This is a genomic window from Microbulbifer sp. SH-1, assembly GCF_011326135.1.
GTDB lineage: Bacteria > Pseudomonadota > Gammaproteobacteria > Pseudomonadales > Cellvibrionaceae > Microbulbifer > Microbulbifer harenosus.
The window spans coordinates 500,861-516,938 of the sequence record NZ_CP046948.1; the positions used below are offsets into that span (position 1 = coordinate 500,861).

The 16,078-nt window shown below is 60.6% G+C and carries 15 protein-coding genes and 2 pseudogenes; 6 read left to right on the forward strand and 11 right to left on the reverse strand.

Features of this window, described 5'->3' with window-relative positions:
• Nucleotides 1-154: 154 nt before the first annotated feature.
• The 8 genes from GNX18_RS02180 to GNX18_RS02215 form a co-directional block, all read right to left on the reverse strand.
• A complete protein-coding gene (locus GNX18_RS02180) occupies nt 155-1,261 on the reverse strand; it encodes an OmpA family protein (RefSeq protein WP_166215167.1) in 1,107 nt (368 codons plus the stop codon).
• Nucleotides 1,262-1,539: 278 nt separating this feature from the next.
• Nucleotides 1,540-2,310, reverse strand: a complete 771-nt coding sequence (rlmB, locus tag GNX18_RS02185; protein WP_166215169.1) for a 23S rRNA (guanosine(2251)-2'-O)-methyltransferase RlmB — start codon at nt 2,308-2,310, stop codon at nt 1,540-1,542.
• Nucleotides 2,307-3,221: a Rossmann-like and DUF2520 domain-containing protein gene (locus tag GNX18_RS02190; protein ID WP_166215171.1), complete on the reverse strand. Its 915-nt coding sequence runs from the start codon at nt 3,219-3,221 to the stop codon at nt 2,307-2,309. The genes rlmB and GNX18_RS02190 overlap by 4 nt, the downstream gene beginning before the upstream one ends.
• On the reverse strand, nt 3,222-3,977 hold the full coding sequence (locus GNX18_RS02195) for a pyridoxine 5'-phosphate synthase (protein WP_166215173.1): 756 nt from the start codon (nt 3,975-3,977) through the stop codon (nt 3,222-3,224).
• Complete coding sequence (locus GNX18_RS02200; protein WP_166215175.1) at nt 3,974-4,597, reverse strand: peptidylprolyl isomerase; 624 nt, start codon at nt 4,595-4,597, stop codon at nt 3,974-3,976. The genes GNX18_RS02195 and GNX18_RS02200 overlap by 4 nt, the downstream gene beginning before the upstream one ends.
• Before the next feature lie 126 nt (nt 4,598-4,723).
• Nucleotides 4,724-5,407, reverse strand: coding sequence for a TIGR04211 family SH3 domain-containing protein (locus GNX18_RS02205; RefSeq protein ID WP_138236506.1), 684 nt, complete (start codon nt 5,405-5,407; stop codon nt 4,724-4,726).
• A gap of 80 nt (nt 5,408-5,487) precedes the next feature.
• Nucleotides 5,488-5,787 (reverse strand): YciI family protein, encoded by a 300-nt coding sequence (locus GNX18_RS02210; RefSeq protein WP_166215177.1) that lies wholly within the window; start codon nt 5,785-5,787, stop codon nt 5,488-5,490.
• Nucleotides 5,788-5,858: 71 nt separating this feature from the next.
• Nucleotides 5,859-6,626, reverse strand: coding sequence for a VC0807 family protein (locus GNX18_RS02215; RefSeq protein WP_371808082.1), 768 nt, complete (start codon nt 6,624-6,626; stop codon nt 5,859-5,861).
• Between the two features lie 309 nt (nt 6,627-6,935).
• On the opposite strand from GNX18_RS02215, the gene GNX18_RS02220 reads away from it, so the two are divergent.
• The 5 genes and pseudogenes from GNX18_RS02220 to rluB all read left to right on the forward strand — a co-directional run.
• A complete protein-coding gene (locus GNX18_RS02220; RefSeq protein ID WP_166215179.1) occupies nt 6,936-7,829 on the forward strand; it encodes a PHP domain-containing protein in 894 nt (297 codons plus the stop codon).
• Nucleotides 7,830-7,987: 158 nt separating this feature from the next.
• The gene (locus tag GNX18_RS02225) at nt 7,988-8,611 is read left to right on the forward strand and encodes an L-threonylcarbamoyladenylate synthase (protein WP_166215181.1); all 624 of its coding nucleotides are present in this window, start codon (nt 7,988-7,990) and stop codon (nt 8,609-8,611) included.
• A gap of 216 nt (nt 8,612-8,827) precedes the next feature.
• A pseudogene (locus GNX18_RS02230) lies at nt 8,828-9,637 on the forward strand (ScpA family protein); the annotation flags it as partial.
• A 281-nt stretch (nt 9,638-9,918) separates the two neighbouring features.
• Nucleotides 9,919-10,878, forward strand: coding sequence for an SMC-Scp complex subunit ScpB (scpB, locus tag GNX18_RS02235; protein WP_166215183.1), 960 nt, complete (start codon nt 9,919-9,921; stop codon nt 10,876-10,878).
• Nucleotides 10,875-11,708 (forward strand): annotated as a pseudogene (gene rluB, locus GNX18_RS02240) (23S rRNA pseudouridine(2605) synthase RluB); the annotation flags it as partial. The gene scpB and the pseudogene rluB, both read left to right, overlap by 4 nt.
• 556 nt (nt 11,709-12,264) lie before the next feature.
• Here rluB and GNX18_RS02245 read toward each other — a convergent pair.
• The 3 genes from GNX18_RS02245 to GNX18_RS02255 all read right to left on the reverse strand — a co-directional run bounded on the left by GNX18_RS02245 (nt 12,265) and on the right by GNX18_RS02255 (nt 15,223).
• Nucleotides 12,265-13,020 (reverse strand): SRPBCC family protein, encoded by a 756-nt coding sequence (locus GNX18_RS02245; protein WP_166215187.1) that lies wholly within the window; start codon nt 13,018-13,020, stop codon nt 12,265-12,267.
• Nucleotides 13,021-13,137: 117 nt separating this feature from the next.
• On the reverse strand, nt 13,138-14,508 hold the full coding sequence (locus tag GNX18_RS02250; protein ID WP_166215189.1) for an ATP-binding protein: 1,371 nt from the start codon (nt 14,506-14,508) through the stop codon (nt 13,138-13,140).
• A gap of 10 nt (nt 14,509-14,518) precedes the next feature.
• On the reverse strand, nt 14,519-15,223 hold the full coding sequence (locus tag GNX18_RS02255; RefSeq protein WP_166215191.1) for a response regulator transcription factor: 705 nt from the start codon (nt 15,221-15,223) through the stop codon (nt 14,519-14,521).
• Between the two features lie 245 nt (nt 15,224-15,468).
• On the opposite strand from GNX18_RS02255, the gene GNX18_RS02260 reads away from it, so the two are divergent.
• Nucleotides 15,469-15,963, forward strand: coding sequence for a Spy/CpxP family protein refolding chaperone (locus tag GNX18_RS02260; protein WP_166215193.1), 495 nt, complete (start codon nt 15,469-15,471; stop codon nt 15,961-15,963).
• Nucleotides 15,964-16,078 lie beyond the last annotated feature (115 nt).

The following is a 16,078-nucleotide window of genomic DNA, read 5'->3' on the forward strand; positions in this document are numbered from 1 at the left end:
ATCCACAGATTCTGTGGATTGTGAATAAAAAAAGCCGGCGAATGCCGGCTTTTCTGCTATCCGGGGATTTGCGTCCCCGGAAGTGATTTGGTCATACCTCCCGAGCGCGGCGTTTCTCCCATCGCTACAGCCTCGCTCGGACGATTGACCCGACTCAGCGGAAGGTGAGTTCCACCCGGCGATTTTGCGCCCGGCCTGCCTCTGTCGCATTGGATGCGATTGGTTTGGTTTCGCCGTAGCCACGGGCGGTGATGCGCGCGGCGTCGATTCCACTTGCGATCAGGTAGCGACGAACGGACTCTGCTCGCTGGCCCGAGAGGCGCAGGTTGTAACCGTCATTGCCCTGGCTGTCCGTGTGGCCCGCCACTTCCACTTGGGTGTTGGCCTGGTCGCGCAGCGATTGAACCACCTTGTTCAGTGAGGCCTCCGCTCTCGGGGTCAGCTTGGCGGAGTTGAACTCGAACTGGATGTTTTCCAGGGTGATGGTCTGGTCTTTGATTACACAGCCATATTCGTCGACCTTGGCACCTGGCAGGGTGTTGGGGCAGCGGTCGTTCTGGTCCAGCACACCGTCGCCATCACTGTCGATATTGACGATTTCAGGTTTCGGCTCCGGTGGCGGTGCCATGACGACGGGGGCAGGCGCCGGCGGCTGGCTAAGCGGAATGCTGACGCCGACGCCGAACTGCCAATCGTCGAAATCCTCTGCAAAAAAGTCACGCATATAACGGACCTCGGCGCGGACTTTCAACCCATTCTGGCTGATGGCACCACTGGTGATACCGGCGCCGAGATTAACGAACGCATTGGTTTCCTGCACACCGTAATCGAACTTGGTGTTGTTGTGGGAAACCCCCAGGCCACCGAGCAGAAATGGGCCGTAGCCATTGCGCCCGCTGAAGCTGTAGACGACATCCATACCAAGGCCGGCCAGGTCATCTTCACTGCTAGGAATAAGCTTGCCGGTATACACATAGGGGCTGGGCACAACCGGCGGAGACTGGAATCTGTTTGATCTCCTGTCGAGCTGGGTGCCGAAAAGCTGTACCTCGGTAAACCAGTTGCCGCTGGTCTGCCATCCATAAACCGCGCGCAGCCCGGCGGACTGGCGGTCGGTATTGCGATCGGAGTCTACGCGCGTGACGAACGGCATAATGTCGACATAGCGGTCTTCCTGTGCCATCACGTGGGTGCTGGCGATCATGGAGGTCGCCAGCACGATCCCCAGTTTGTTTGCGATGGACATGGATTTAAAAGGCATAAATTTCATCCTTGGTTTTATGGTTTATTTGCTCAGCGCGCCGCAGCATATTCGTGTGTCTGGAAAGTGCCGGCGTCAAATCTCTGGTTGGTACTTGTGTACACCTTTGTGACCGGATGGCGGAATCCGTCGTTATACCCGTTACTTTTTAGTTGATCCCGGCGACTTTTCCAGTAGGGCCGAGATAAAAAGGCGAATTAATGGCGCAAAATTTCTTTTTCGTGGCTGCTGTTCTGAGGAACACAAGCGAATGGCGGGAATTTCCTTGCGACCTGGGCTCAGTGCTGGTGACGAAAGCTGATCAGCGCCGCAGTGATGGCAACATTCAGGCTTTCGACGCCATTTTGCATCGGGATGCGCAAGCGCTGGGTGCAGGCCTTTTCCACCGCCGGGCTGACACCGTGGGTCTCGTTGCCGAGCACAAAGATTGTTGGTTCCCGGTCGTCGACGGTGCGGAGAGTGTCGCTGGCATGGGAGGAGAGGGCGTAGACGCGTGTGCCCCGTTCGGAGAATTTCTGCAGAACCGGCGCCAGTTGGTCGCAGCGCAGAATCCGGGTTTTGAACAGGGTGCCGACACTGGCCTTGATCACCAGCGGATCAATCTGTGCACAGCCCTTGCGTGGCAGGATTATGCCGTCAATACCACCGGCACAGGCGGAGCGGATGATCATGCCCAGGTTCTGAGGGTTGGTGATGCCGTCCAGTGCCAGTAACTCGAAATGCTGTTGGCGGTTTTCCTTCAGGAAAGTTTCCGCATCGCCGTAGTGGGGCAGCGCCAGGTCCAGCGCTACCCCCTGATCCTGTTTCGCATTTTTGGAAATACGCGAGAGCGCTTTCCTGTCGCAGTGTGCGACTTCAATTCTCCGTTCGGCTGCCAGCTGCTCGATGCGACTGATCAGCTGGTCTTTGCGGTTGCTGTCTGCCAGGTGCAGCTTGTGCACGGGTAGATTGTTGTCTTCCAGCGCCTCAAGTACAGGTTTGCGCCCGTAAATAGTGAGCAGGCTGTCGAAAAATGCGCGTTTTTTCAGATATTCGGGGGAGTCGGTCACGGTGTTGTGTCGTTGCGGTGGGCAGAGAATAGTGCAGCCAGTTGGCGGCGCGCAGTTTCGCTCAGTCCCGCGCGTTTTGCCAGTGGCAGCGCGGCCTTGCCGAGGGTGCGGTACGCCTCCGACGGTGCGGAGTGCTCCGGTTCGCGCTGTGCCAGCGCTTCCAGGGCCTGGAGTTGGCGGGCCACGGTCCCAACGTCGCCGCGCACCAGTGGCCCTGTGAGGGCGCGTTCTGTGCCGAGGGCAAAATTATTGCGCGCGGTCTGCAGCACAATGGGCGCCAGCAGTTCTTTGGCCGTTTCGTTGTCGATACCGGCAGCGGCGAATGTCTGCAAGCTGATATCCATCAGTACCGTGAGGTAATTGCACGCCATTACCGAGCCGGTGTGATACAGCACTTTCTGTTCCGGGGTAAGGGAAAGGCAGTGGCAATCCAGAGCGTGAAAAGCGTGCTGCAGTCGTGCTACGCCGGCTTCGTCGCCCTCCAGTGCTACGGTGGCACCGGGCAGCTCGTCCAGCGAGCGCTGTGGGTCGGCGAAGCTGTGGACGGGGTGGGCGCTGACGAGGAGCGCGGGAGTGCACGCGGCGAGCGCATTGGCGGGGAGGGCGCCGCTGCAGTGGAACACCAGCGCCTGTCCGTTCGCAGGCAGATGTGGCGCAAGAGTTTCCGCGGTGGCCGCGATCTGGTCGTCGGGGACGGCGATCAGCCACGCATCAGCCGGCGGCATGGCATGGAGCTTGTCCACGGCGTTGCCGGCACCGATGAATTCCCGGGCACTGGCGCTGCTTTCGATGCTGCGATTGCAGATTCCGCCGATGGCAAACACCCCGCGCCGGTACCACAGGCGCGCGAGGGTGCGTCCCAGGCGGCCGGCGCCAATGATATTCAGCGTGGGGAGTTCTGGGGTTTGCAATTATTTGCCTGCCAGACAGTTAACGTAGGCCGCCACTGCGTTGGCCATCCCCATGCTGATGGCGTCGACCGTCAACGCGTGGCCGATGGAGACTTCCTGCAGGCCGGGCAGGGTGCGGTAGCGGGGCAGGTTGATCAGATTGAGATCGTGCCCGGCATTGACGCCCAGGCCCATGTGCAACGCGTGTTCCGCGGCGGCGCAGTGGGCGGCGAAAATCTTTTCCAGAGCTGGGCTCTGATTGCTGACCGCTTCGGCGTAGGGGCCGGTGTAGAGTTCAATGCGATCCGCGCCCACTTCTCTGGCGAGACTGATCTGGGCTTTGTCCGGGTCCATAAACAGGCTGACGCGTATGCCCGCGTCGCGCAGTTCGCGAATGATGGGTTCGAGGCGCGCGCCGTCCTTGTTCAGATCGAAGCCGTGGTCCGAAGTGAGTTGGTCATCGCTGTCGGGAACCAGCGTGCACTGCTGCGGGTGGGTCTCCAGTACCAGTGGCAGCAGACCCGGGTAGCTACCCACGGCGCCGGCAAAAGGGTTGCCTTCCACATTGAACTCCACCTGGCGGCTGGCGCAGAGGGCGGATAGATCGCGCACGTCCTGGGGGCGGATGTGTCGCTGGTCCGGGCGCGGGTGCACGGTGATGCCGTGGGCGCCGGCATCCAGGCAGGTGCGCCCATGGGCGACCACGTCCGGGTAGTTGCCTTCGCGGGAATTGCGGATCAGGGCGATCTTGTTGAGATTGACGCTGAGTGCAATCACTGGCTGTTGCCTCCGATGCTGTCGGTGGTGGGGTTGGCGTCGCTGGCGCTGTCTGCGCGTCTGGCTTTCAGTATACGCACTGGGGTGTTGGGGGCATCGGGAAAGCTTGCGTACTGGCCGCGGGGCTCAGCGGCAATCTGTTGCACCACCGCCATGCCCAGCAATACCTTGCCGAATACGGTGTAGCCGGCCTTGTTGGCACTGCCATCGAGGCGGCTGTTGTCCACCAGGTTGATAAAGAACTGGGAGGTGGCGCTATCGGGATCGTTGGTGCGTGCCATCGCGATGGTGCCACGCGCATTGGAGAGGCCATTGGCCGACTCATTGGCGATGGCGTCGCGGGTCGGCTTTTCCTGAAAGTCGAAGGTGTAACCACCGCCTTGAGCCATAAAACCGGGGATGACGCGATGGAAAATGGTGCCGTTGTAAAAGCCGCTGTCTATATAGGCGAGGAAGTTCTCTACGGTTTTTGGCGCCTTATCGGCATACAACACCAGTTCCACATCGCCGAGGTCGGTTTCCAACACGACCCGTGGGTTTTCACTGAGGGCGGAGGCGAAGCATGACAGGCAGGCCAGCAGTGTGGCGGCGAGTGATTTGAGCAGCGACAGGCGTGTCATATCGGTTATCCCTGTTTGAATAGTTTTTCGAAACGCAAAACAAAAAAGGCCCGGTCGCTGACCGGGCCTTGTGAGCCGGTTTCTGGATTCTAACCGCAGCTCATGACGACGGAAACAAGGACGAAATCAGTTGGCCCACTCCGAGTGCCGTTTACGCGGACGGAAATGTGGGGCGATCATCGCGAGGAAGGCGCCGAGAAACACCGAAAGGGCGCCGTACATATACCACTTGCGGGTCTCACTGCTGGCGAGACGCTGGATTTCCGCTTTGTCCATGGTTTGTTGCTGCTTCAGCAGCTCGTGCTGGTTGAGCAGTTTCTGGTGGCGCTGGTTGAGCGCCACTGCATCAGACGACAGGGACTTCAGCTCTTTCAGTTCGCGTTCCAGGGCGTCGGCACGCTCCAATGCGGCGTGCAGCTCGGAACTCAGCTTGCTGTTGGATGCTTCCAGGCGGCGCACTTCACCGCCGAGATCACCTTGCATGCTCTCGACATGGCTCAGGCGCGCTTCCGCCTGGGCCAGCTTGATTTTTGCTACCGGCTCGTCTTCCAGGTACTGGCGGCGAACCCACCCCTCTTCACCGCCGGGCGTGCGCACCTTGGCCCAGCCGGTATCGGGGGCGTCCTCCAGCAGGGTCAGTTTGGTACCGCTCGGCAGGCCGCGGTGCAGGATGCGGAACTCGTTGCCCTGACCGGAGCGCATGGGCACGTGCAGCTCGTCTGTTATGTAGCGGTCGGAGCTGATGGCCTGGGTGTGGCTGGCGCCGAGTGCGATCAGGGTGGCGGCGAAGATGTTGCGGAGTCTGTTCATGGTCTGGGATAAGTCGGGTCGGATAATTGTTATCGTGGCGGTAATTTTTCGGCAATTCATCGGTACCAAATGCCGGGGATTCAGGGCAATACCAGTTTGTAGGGTTTGACGGTTACCGCCGCGTAGACGCCGGCGGCTACATAGGGGTCGGCGTCTGCCCAGGCTCTGGCATCTTCCAGTGAAGGAAAGTCGGCCACCACCAGACTGCCGGTAAAGCCCGCTTCGCCGGGGTCTTCGCTGTCTATAGCCGGGTGTGGCCCGGCGATCAGCAGACGGCCCTGTTCCTTTAGGTCATTGAGGCGCGCGATATGTTGCGGGCGTGCGGACTGGCGCAGGGGCAGGCTGTGGTCAACATCCTGGCTGATAATGACATACCACATAGGCGGGTTCTGTTTCCTGTGTTCTGTTTTTGCGGGTTCAAATTTTTTCTGATGCAACGGTCAGGGGGTGATTACTGTTGTACCAGTATCTCTTCCAGTGTCAGCCCGGTCAGTTTACCGATTCGGCGAAACAGGAATACTAATACCAGCATCAGGATTACCGTGGCGGGCAAGGCGATTACCGGGAAACTGAGCGCGGTCATTTTTCCCAGTTCTTCGTTGAATGCCTCGGTGCCGGGGGGGCTTTTCAACAGGACTTCGGCAAGAATGTAATTCAGCGCAGACGACAGGAAAAAAGATCCGGCAATCATCCACGAGGCCTGTTGCAGAGTGCGGTCAAATGCGGACTCGGTGCCGCGGGCTGTCAGGCGGCGGGCCACTTTACCGGTATCGAGTATGCGATCGTTGTAGATCAGGGTGCGCACCAGTGGCCAGCGGGTGTAGAGGCTTGCAATAGTGGCGATGCCCAGAAGACCGGGAATGGCGGCTTCCTTGATGGCGATGTATCTGGCTTCGAACTCAAGCAGGCTCATGCCGCCGGTCAGCAGGATGCTGATGATGCCGAGTGCGGAAAAGAAGTTCACCTTGCCGGAGCGCTGCAGGTCGCGCAGGCCATAAAGCAGCGGAAATGCCAGTGCCACCACGATGGCCCACTTGGTACCAAGCCAGCTGTCTCCGGACAGCTTGGACAGGATGACGGTAGGAATGACGATATTGAGCAGCAGATTAGCCAGCAGGCTTTCTTTCTGCGGCTTTGTCTCGGCGATCTGTTTGTCGGAGCCCGCGGCCGTCGGAGCCTGCTCCGGTTGGCGGGTAGGGTTTTGATTGGTATCAGTCATCGTCTGTTCCGGTGATAATGCCCGCTGGCTGACGGTACAGCTGTCAGTGGCGATGGTGATTCCCCCGCTTGCGGGGCGTTATCCCTGAAACCGGTGAGCCGGTCCGCTGGGCAACCGGCTTCCTGAGGTCGCAATTACGAACTTAAGACAGCGGTAGTTAACGGCGGTTCCTTCAAAATGGCCACCCGGTGTCGGATTGGCAAAGCAGGCCGAAAAACAGAGGGATTGTTCCATTAATCGGACACTTTTCAGAACACAGTTTTTGACTTCGCGGGCAACCCACTATGAATCCTGAATATGGACCCTGACATGCCGTTATCACAACGCCTGCTGACCGCTGAGGCAGTGGCTGGTCAGGTCGACCTGCACTGCCACAGTAGCGCGTCCGACGGTATTTTAAGCCCTGAAGCGCTGGTGTCGAGGGCGAAATTGGCCGGTGTGACACTGTTGGCACTCACCGATCACGACACCGTGGCGGGCTTCGCCGCGGCTCAGGCCGCCGCCGACCAGGAAAACATCGTCCTGCTGCCCGGCATTGAACTGACGGCGCGTTGGGGGCGGCAGGTGGTGCATATCGTCGGTCTCAATATCGACCCGGCGTCCGCGGCCATGGGCGTGGCCATTGATACGCGCGACCAGCTGCGCGACCAGCGCGCGCGGGAGATTGCCGCGAGGTTGGAGAAGCGGGGATTTGTCGGTGCCCTGGAGGGTGCCAGGCGGCTCGCAGGAGCGGGGGTCATCGGCCGTCCCCATTTCGCCCGCTGGTTGGTGGAAGCTGGGCATCTGCCGGATGAAGGCAAGGCATTCAAGCGATACCTGGGCAGCGGTAAAGCTGGCGATGTCGCTGTGGCGTGGCCGGACATGGCGGACACCATAGGCAGTATTCACGCCGCCGGTGGTGCCGCGGTACTGGCTCATCCCCTTAAATACGGACTTACCCGCATGCGTCTGCAGTCACTGCTGGGTGAATTCCACGGTGCCGGTGGCGACGCGGTGGAGGTGGTGTGCGGGCAGCAGAACCCTGTGCAGACCCGGGAAATCCTCGCGCTGCTGGAGCGGGTCGGCGCTGTGCGGGAAAAGGGCAAGCCGCTGCTGGCCTCCCTCGGCAGCGACTTTCACCAACCGGATCAGCCGTGGCGCGAGCTGGGCAGTGTGCGCCTGCCGGAGGGCGTCGAGCCTGTTTGGGCTCTTTGGCGCACTTAACTCTTTGGCACACTTAATAAGCACCGCTCGCGAATACATAGAGCCGCTGGGCCGACGACGGCCTGGCGGTAGCTCCGTGGGCGGCTGCTTGCCCGAGGTCTTTGTGGCAAACTGGCGCCACTTCAGATTAATGAAAATTACCGTCTCAGGGGGTATGAATGGCGCAGTTCTTCCAGATTCATCCGGATAATCCACAAGCGCGTCTGATCAGTCAGGCAGCGGAGATCGTCTCGTCCGGCGGCGTGATCGTTTTTCCCACAGACTCTGCCTATGCCATTGGCTGTCGCTTGGGGGAAAAAGTGGCGGTGGAGCGCATCCGCGCCCTGCGCCAACTGGACAAGGACCACAATTTCACCTTGATGTGCCGGGATCTGTCAGAACTGGCGAGTTACGCCAAGGTAGACAACCAGATGTTTCGCCTGCTGAAGAATCACACCCCGGGGCCATACACCTTTATCATGCCCGCTACTTCCGAGGTCCCGCGGCGCCTGGCGCACGCGAAGCGCAAGACCATTGGCCTGCGGGTGCCGGACAACGCCATTGTGCAGGCGCTGATCAGCGCCCTCGGCGAGCCGTTGATGAGCTGCAGCCTGATCATGCCTGGCGACGATCAACCCCTCACCGACCCGTACGACATCCGCGACACCCTTGAGCACCAGGTGGAGCTGGTGATCGACGGCGGTTTCTGCGGTCTCGAGGCTACCACAGTGGTCGACCTGACCGGCGACGAGCCGGTGCTGGTGCGCCAGGGCTGTGGTGCGATTGATGAAATTCTCGGCTGACGCTGATGTATAATCGCCCGTTTGGTTTTGGCTTAGGACGGCAGTGTGTCCAGTGACGACGTAGAAGAAGCGACCGGTGTCGCATCCGGCGAGGCTGAGGTGGCGGAATCCACGGCGGCCGGGACCGACCTGGACCCCGCGCCCGTGGCGGAAGTGACCTATTCGGTAGAGGTGCTCGAGGACGAGCCCGCAGCCGGAGACGCCGATGCGCAGGCCGTGGATGCCGAGCCCGCTGCTGGCCCCCGTCAGGGGGAGATGCCCTTCGCGATGGTTGCCGGCAAGGCGTTCACCGACTTGCCCAGCGACCTGTATATCCCGCCGGACGCCCTCGAAGTCATTCTCGAAGCCTTCGAGGGGCCGCTGGACCTGCTGCTGTACCTGATCCGCCGCCAGAACCTCGACATCCTCGAGATCAACGTTGCGGATATCACCCGCCAGTACATGTCCTACGTGGAAATGATGACCGCGATGCGCTTTGAACTCGCGGCGGAGTATTTGGTGATGGCCGCGATGCTGGCGGAGATCAAGTCGCGTATGCTGCTGCCGCGCCCGCCGGAAGCGGAGGAAGAGGAGGGCGAGGATCCGCGCGCCGCACTGATCCGCCGCCTGCAGGAATACGAGCGCTTCAAAACCGCGGCGGAAGATATGGACGAGCTGCCGCGCATGGGCCGCGACATCCACCAGGCCAGCGCTGCGGGGCCGGACCGCAAACTCACCCGCCCGGAGCCGGAAGTGGACCTGAAGGAGGTTCTGCTGGCTCTGTCTGAGGTGCTGCGTCGCGCCGACATGTTCGAAAGCCACCAGGTGGAGCGGGAAAAGCTCTCCACCCGCGAGCGTATGACCCAGGTGCTGGACAAGATCCGCCACCGCCAGTTCGTGCCTTTCGTCGCCCTGTTTCGCGCCGAAGAAGGTCGCCTGGGGGTCGTGGTCACCTTCCTCGCGGTGATGGAGCTGGTCAAGGAATCTCTGGTGGAGCTGGTGCAGAACGAGGCTTTTGGCGCGATTCACGTACGCTCCCGCGGCGAGGTGCAGCGGTCTCCTGACGAAGGCGATTTTGACCGTGACTTTGACGACGACGATGCTGGCGATCTCCTTGCGGCGGATGACGAATTCTCCGGCGACGACCATGGTGCGTCGCCGGCATTGAGCGATCCCCATGACGATGCCCCCGAGGTGGCGCAAGTGGGCAACCTGGACCATGACGGCGAAACCGTTGATCAGGAAAAAGCCGGACAAGAAACAGAACAAGAGACAGGCGCGGCGACAACGCCGTCACTGTTCAGCTGAAAGCGAGTGAACACCAGACCATGAGCATTACCCCGGAATTACTCAGCCGGATCCTGGAAGGCGCACTGTTGGCGGCGGCCCAGCCCATGTCGGAAGACCGCCTGCTCGCTCTGTTCGAGGAGGGTGAGCAACCCGAGCGCGGACAGCTGCGCGAAGCGCTCGAGCAGATCGCCCAGCGCTGCGAAGGCCGCGGTTTTGAGCTGCGCCAGGTGGCCAGCGGTTGGCGCTTCCAGGTGCCGGAAGATCTGGCTCCCTGGGTCAACAAGTTGTGGGAGGAAAAGCCGCAGCGGTATTCCCGCGCCACCCTGGAAACCCTGGCCATCATTGCCTATCGCCAGCCGATCACTCGCGGCGATATTGAGGAAATCCGCGGCGTCGCGGTCAGCTCCCAGATTGTGCGCAGCCTTGCGGATCGCGGCTGGATCAAGGTAGTGGGGCAGCGGGACGTGCCTGGCAAGCCGTCGCTTTACGCCACCACCCGCGAGTTCCTCGACTACTTCAACCTGAAGAGCCTGGACGATCTGCCAACCCTGGCGGAGATCCGCGATATCGACAGCCTGAATGCGGTGCTGGATCTGGGTGTTGACGCAACCGGTGCCGATGACGACGAGCCGGAAGCGGACGCGGCTGGCGAAGCCCCCCAGGCAGGCGCCGATACTCGCTCTTCTGAATCCGAAGACGAGCAGCTGGAAGAAGGCCTGCAAGAAGCTGGATCCGATCAACAGACATTGGAGACGGCGCCGGAAGAAACAGAACTGGCCGATGAAACAGGTGCAGCGGTGGAACTAGCGTCGGAAAGCTACGCTGAAGAAGCGCTGACTCCGGAAACTGAGGCAGGTAATGACGACGCCGAGCCGCAGAGCAATGCGGATGAGGCTGACCACGAGACCGGTGCTGACGAACCGGTAACTCCCGACCATCCAACCGCTGAAGCGCTGGATGAAGATGACAACAAATCCCCGGAAAATCTCAATTCATGAGTGAAGACGCAGCGCCAGCGGGCGAAAAACTGCAAAAAGTACTGGCCCGAGCGGGCCTCGGTTCGCGCCGAGAAATGGAGCGGGCCATCGAAGCGGGCCGTGTCACCGTTAATGGTGAAGTGGCGGGGCTGGGCGAGCGGGTAACTGACGACGACCGCGTCGAATTCGACGGCAAGCGTGTCGCAGACGGCGATGAAAACCGCTTGCGGGTCATTCTTTACAATAAGCCCATCGGCGAAATCTGTTCCCGCCACGACCCGGAAGGTCGCCCAACGGTGTATGACCGCCTGCCGCGCCTGGGTAGTGGTCGCTGGATTTCCGTCGGCCGTCTGGATTTTAATACCAGCGGCCTGCTGCTGTTTACCAACAGCGGCGAGCTGGCCAACAAACTGATGCACCCCTCTTCGGTGATCGACCGCGAATACCTGGTGCGTATTCAGGGCCAGGTGGACGATGAGATGAAGAAACGCCTGGTAAAAGGCGTGCAGCTGGAGGACGGCGAGGCACGTTTCACCGATATCGTCGAGAGCGGTGGCGAGGGCAGTAACCGCTGGTTCTACTGTGTGGTGATGGAAGGCCGCAATCGCGAAGTGCGCCGCCTTTGGGAGTCCCAGGGCGTGCGTGTGAGCCGCCTGAAGCGCGTGCGCTATGGCAGCGTATTCATCCCCTCCCACGTGCGCGTGGGGCAGTGGATCGAGATGGAACCGAAGGAAATCGACGATCTGTGTATCACCGCCGGATTGCCGAAACTGGGCCAGCGCCCGTTGACCCAGGCGGAGAAAGAAAACCTTCAGCGCCAGCGACGCAAGCTGCGCAAAGCGCCGACGTCCGCACCGGTTCGTGCGCCGCTGAAGCCGACTGCGGGCAGCTCCGTGGTTGGCAAAACCGCGACACCCGCAAAGGGCGCGGCGGTGAAAAAATCTCCAGGGAGAAGCGGGCCGAACAAGGGGGGCGCCTCCGGCAAGAGCGGCGGTGTTAGAAACACGAACGGGCGCTCACGTCCTGGTCCCGGATCGCGCAAGTAAGCGCCGAACAATTTTGTCCGCACAAAAAGAAAAGGCAGCTTTGGCTTAATGCTGTTCACTTAGCAAATTATCGGGCGAAGGTGGCGATGCCGGGTGCGCTCTTGTGAGACCTTCTGCGAGAGGGACCTCGCAGAAGAGCCCCCATGGATGGGTCTACGGCGTGTCTCACAAGAGCGCACCCGGTAGCGGCACCGCCACAGAGCTGCTTAAGTGAACACCATTACAGCTTTGGCTGCCCTTTCTTATTCGGTCCCGGTGTATCAGCTCAGGGCTGTTTGTCTCGCTCAGGGCTGTATTTTCCCGCTCAGGGCTGTTTGTCTCGCTCAGGGCTGTTTGTCTCGCTCAGGGCTGTTTGTCTCGCTCAGGGCTGTTCCCGCTCAAACTCTTCCAGCGCGTCTCCGTCGGTATCCGGCTCCTCTATCTCATCTTCGTCGATGATCTCGTTTTCCATACCGGGATCAATCGCCTCCGGTTCGACAGTGCCGGGGCCGGCGGGAACTGCGTCGTCAGCACCGCTGGGCGAGCCCGGGGAGCCCGCCGATTCCACCACCGTTTTCAGTTTTTGCAGCCCCTCTTCGTAGGACTTGCCCACCATTTTTGACACCATCAGCCCCATCCAGCGGGCGATGGGGCTGCCACCCATTTCCGCCGAGAAGGACCAGGTTACGTTGGTGCCGCTGCCCTGGGACTGCAACTGGAACTCGGATTTCGCCTTGCCCTGGGTGCCGAAATCCAGGTCCATGGCAACGTGGGAGTAGGGTTCACTGGCGGTGATAGTTTGCGAGCCAGTGCCCACACTGGGATTGTCGCTCTGCCACTTCATCACCGCACCCGTGCCCTCCGGAAAGCCCTCGTAGCTGTATTCGGTATCGGGATCAATCTGGTACCAGGGCGACCACTGGTTGAAATTGCGGAAGTTGTTCAGGTAGGGAAAAACCACTTCCGGCGGCTCGGTGATGTACACGCTGCGCTCGGTGGTGGCGACCCGCGGAAAGAGAAAGCCCGCAAGCACCAGCAGGGCGAGAAAAACCAGAATGTACAGTATCCAGCGCATAGTGGATGTTCCCCAGAGGTTGACCCCATGGTTGTCGGTCTGCTTGCCAGCGAACTGAGGCATGCAGCCTGGCCGGACCCGCGCAGGCGGATCTGGCCCCGGGTGTTACTTCTCACTCGAGTTTACCGTTGGGAAATTGGCTTCGCCAGTACGGTGATTTATGGAACAAGCGCCCCTGGGTTAGAAACTGGTTTCCAGCAGTGGCAGTGTGACACAAACCGCGAGGCCGGCAATTGGCGCATTGAATGCCTGAATACTGCCGTTGTGCTGGGCCACCGTGCGCTGGGCGATGGCCAGGCCTAGACCAAATCCCCCGCTTTCGCGGCTGCGCGCTTCATCAGTACGGTAAAAGGGGCGGAAAATTGCTTCCAGCTCGGCCTCGGGAACACCGTCTCCGCTGTCGGTGACCTGAATCTGGCAGCGTTCCCCCTGGTGGCGTATAACGACATCGATATGACCACCCACCGGGCTGTATTTGATCGCGTTGCGCAGGATGTTCTCCAGTGCCGCGGTGAGCGAGCTGCCGCGGGTCGCCACAAGCAGCTCACGATCATCGGTGCGCACTGCGAAGTGCGCCTGTTTGGCGGCGGCTTCTTCCTTCAGGTCATCGGTGAGCGCGGTGAGCAGGCTATTGATCTCTACCACATCGTCAAGGGCGCGCTCGTCGCCACCGCTGACCGGCAGCGACAGAATATCGCCGATGATATCTTCCAGGTAATCCGCTGCCTTGCCGATCTTATCCAGCTCCGGGTCAAGCGCCTGCACATTTTTCTGCCGGGCGATGCCCAGGGCCACTTGCAATCGCGCAAGTGGTGAGCGCAACTCGTGAGATACGTCTTTGATCAGGCGTCGCTGTTCCGCCATGGATTCCTGCAATTGCGCGGTCATGGAGTCGAAGTCGGCGGCCAGTTCCCCCAGCTCCCGGCTGTGGCCCCGCAGTATCGGGCTTACCCGGTAGCTGAGGTCCCCGGCCGCCACCCGGCGGGTAGCAGTACGCAGATTGTCGAGCGGTTTGCTCAGGTATCGCGCGAGCAGATAGCAGGCGAGGCCCGAGGCCAGCGTCGCCAGCACCAGAATCGGCCAGAAGTTGCGCAGGATAAACCGCAGCAGCAGTTCCTCCTTACTCTTGCCGGCGATAAACACAACACGCAGGCTTTCGCCGTCCCGCTGAGGTACGAAAAAACCGACGCTGGGCTTTTTGTCTACCAGCGCGTGGGACTCCCGATTGCGAAAGCTGAGTGATTCGAGCAGCGGAGCCATGGACGGGGGAACCGGGCGGTTGAGGATTTCCTCTCCGCGGCGGTCGACGGCAAAAATCCGCCTCTGGGTTTTGGCGGGCTGGTCCTCGAGCCAGTGGCGGAAATGGTCGGGGTCGTGACGGCGGGCCATGCGCAGATTGTGGGTGACTTCCCGAAACAGCTCCGGGCCCTCCCAGCGGTCCTTCTGCCGTGGATCGCCAAACTCCCGAAAGTGGGTGATATATACCGCCACGAGCACCATGATCACTGCAGTGAGCCAGGCGCCGATGAACACTCTGCCGAACAGACTCATGGGTTTTCTCTCATCCCTGGGGACTGGTGAGCATGTAGCCCGCGCCGCGGATATTGATGATCAGCTCGCGGCCCGCACCCCGTTCCGCCAGCTTCTTGCGGATATTGCTGACATGCACGTCGATGGAGCGGTCGTAGGGCATGAGTTTCCTTCCCAGGGCTTGTTCCGTAAGTACTTCTTTACTGACCACCTCACCGGTGTGCTCCACCAGGACCTTGAGCACCGAAAACTCGGCGCCGGTCAGATTGACAGGCTGCTCCAGCCACAGGCATAGATGCTCCCTCGGCAGCAGGTGCAGAGCACCACTGCTGAGCTTGTCGTCGGAACTGCTCGTTTCAGAGCGGCCGCGACGCAAAATCGCCCGCAGCCTCGCCGCCAGCTCCCGCGGGTTGCAGGGCTTGGGTAGATAGTCGTCGGCTCCCATTTCCAGGCCCACGATGCGGTCCACGGTGTCGCCCTTAGCGGTCAGCATGACCACCGGCAGCGAGTGCCCCGGACTGGCGGCGTCTTCCCGCAGTTTTCGCAGTACGTCAAAGCCGTTGTGGATTGGCAGCATCACATCCAGCACCAGTGCGTCAAAAGAGCGGCTGCGGGCCAGTTCGAGGCCGCGCCCGCCATCGTTGGCGACAGTTACCTCAAATCCCTCGCCGCGCAGGAACTCCTCCAGCAGTTCGGTGAGCTCGGTGTCGTCGTCGACCAGCAGGATGTGGCTCATAGGGCCTCCGTCATACATTCATGGCTGTTTCGATGTGAGGGGATTATATGCGCATGGCGATGCTGCAAAGGGGAACGGTTTTGCCTGTTTTACCGTTCTTAACATTTGTTTACCGCGCTTAGCCCCTGTTTACAGAGCGCCGGCCTACTATGCACCTACCGAATCGGGAAACACAGAAAGCAATTTGCAGTTTGAACCTATCGCCTGGCGATAACGCCACGAAGCATCACTAGAGGATGAAAGTTATGAACAAATGGAAAGCACTTGCAGGCAGCCTGATTATTGGTGGCGCACTCACCACCTCCGGGCTAGTTATGGCCTTCCCCGATGGGGATCACGGTCCCCGCGGTCACCATAAGGGTGGCTTCCACCGGGAGCACATGTTTGACCGACTCGCGGATGAGCTGGACCTGACCGAAGGCCAGATTGCTCAACTGGAAGCCAATCGCGAAGCTGGCAAAGAGAACCGCAAGGCGGACCGAAAAGCGATGCGTGAAGTGCACAAGCAGTTGCGTGAGGCTATCGAATCCGGCGCCGACCAGGCTGCGCTTGACACTCTGGCGGTGAAGCTCGGGCAGCTCGAAGTCAAGAAATTCCAGCGGATACACGAGCAGCGCGCGCAGTTCGAATCTATTCTGACGCCCGAGCAGAAGACCAGGCTTGGCGAGCTCAAGGCCAAGCGCGAAGCGCGTCATGAGAAGCGCATGCAGCGCTGGAAGGACAGTCAGAACGACGAGTGAGTCTGCCTGTCGGGGCAGCACCCGCGTCGAACACCCCCCCTCCCTCTTGAGTCAGTAATCCGTGGCCTGCCGGTGCCCACCCCAACAGCCGGCCGACCATCCTTTGACGCCCCTG

Excerpts from the sequence above, each read along its gene's own strand:
- GNX18_RS02180 (WP_166215167.1), bottom strand. The coding sequence starts at position 1,261 with ATGCCTTTTAAATCCATGTCCATCGCAAACAAACTGGGGATCGTGCTG.
- GNX18_RS02200 (WP_166215175.1), bottom strand. The coding sequence starts at position 4,597 with ATGACACGCCTGTCGCTGCTCAAATCACTCGCCGCCACACTGCTGGCC.
- GNX18_RS02205 (WP_138236506.1), bottom strand. The coding sequence starts at position 5,407 with ATGAACAGACTCCGCAACATCTTCGCCGCCACCCTGATCGCACTCGGC.
- GNX18_RS02210 (WP_166215177.1), bottom strand. The coding sequence starts at position 5,787 with ATGTGGTATGTCATTATCAGCCAGGATGTTGACCACAGCCTGCCCCTG.
- GNX18_RS02215 (WP_371808082.1), bottom strand. The coding sequence starts at position 6,626 with ATGACTGATACCAATCAAAACCCTACCCGCCAACCGGAGCAGGCTCCG.
- GNX18_RS02220 (WP_166215179.1), top strand. The coding sequence starts at position 6,936 with ATGCCGTTATCACAACGCCTGCTGACCGCTGAGGCAGTGGCTGGTCAG.
- GNX18_RS02225 (WP_166215181.1), top strand. The coding sequence starts at position 7,988 with ATGGCGCAGTTCTTCCAGATTCATCCGGATAATCCACAAGCGCGTCTG.
- scpB (WP_166215183.1), top strand. The coding sequence starts at position 9,919 with ATGAGCATTACCCCGGAATTACTCAGCCGGATCCTGGAAGGCGCACTG.
- GNX18_RS02245 (WP_166215187.1), bottom strand. The coding sequence starts at position 13,020 with ATGCCTCAGTTCGCTGGCAAGCAGACCGACAACCATGGGGTCAACCTC.
- GNX18_RS02250 (WP_166215189.1), bottom strand. The coding sequence starts at position 14,508 with ATGAGTCTGTTCGGCAGAGTGTTCATCGGCGCCTGGCTCACTGCAGTG.
- GNX18_RS02255 (WP_166215191.1), bottom strand. The coding sequence starts at position 15,223 with ATGAGCCACATCCTGCTGGTCGACGACGACACCGAGCTCACCGAACTG.
- GNX18_RS02260 (WP_166215193.1), top strand. The coding sequence starts at position 15,469 with ATGAACAAATGGAAAGCACTTGCAGGCAGCCTGATTATTGGTGGCGCA.